Below are 650 nucleotides of genomic sequence, written 5' to 3' on the forward strand. Positions count from 1 at the left end.
CTCCAAGAGGTCAGTGGCGAAGGTGTGGCGCATGTCGTGCGGCGAGAGCGTCTCGTCGAGCCCGGCCGCGCGCAGGGACTCCTTGAACATCTTGCGGATGGCGTCGGTGGTCATGCCGTTGCCGCGGGTGGACACGAAGAAGAACGGGCACTCCCTCTCCTTGAGCAGCTTGGGGCGGCCGAGCAGCTGGTAGGTGCGCATGGAGGCGAGCGCCAGGTCGTGCAGCGGCACGATGCGCTCCCTCGCCCCCTTGCCGAACACCTTCACCTGACCGCGCTCGAAGTCGACGTTGGCCGCGAGCAGGCCCGACGCCTCGGACACGCGCGCGCCGCACGCGTACAGGAACTCCAGTAGCGCCAGGTTGCGCAGATCGGCGGGCGACTGCTCGCGCGGGTTGCCGGCGGCGTCGCGCTTGCCGTGCACCGAGAGCAGCCTCGCCATGTCGGCCGCGCGGATGACATGCGGCAGGTCCTTCTGCTGGCGGGGGCCCGAGAGCACGCTCGCCGGGTCGCAATCGCACACCCCCGTCACGTTGAGCCAGCGGAAGAAGCTGCGCAGCGCCGAGAGGCGCCGGTTGACGGTGGTGCGCGAGTACTGCGCGCGGTCGAGCTCGCCCAGATAGCGGCGCAGCTGCCGGTGGGTCGCCGCCA

General features: G+C 70.6%; 1 protein-coding gene. It reads right to left on the reverse strand.

Going from position 1 to position 650, the window contains the following annotated elements:
- Window positions 1-650, reverse strand: a 650-nt coding sequence (locus tag GPA_RS02580; protein ID WP_041238849.1) for a tyrosine-type recombinase/integrase, incomplete at both ends; no start/stop codon positions are given.

This window comes from Gordonibacter pamelaeae 7-10-1-b (genome assembly GCF_000210055.1).
GTDB lineage: Bacteria > Actinomycetota > Coriobacteriia > Coriobacteriales > Eggerthellaceae > Gordonibacter > Gordonibacter pamelaeae.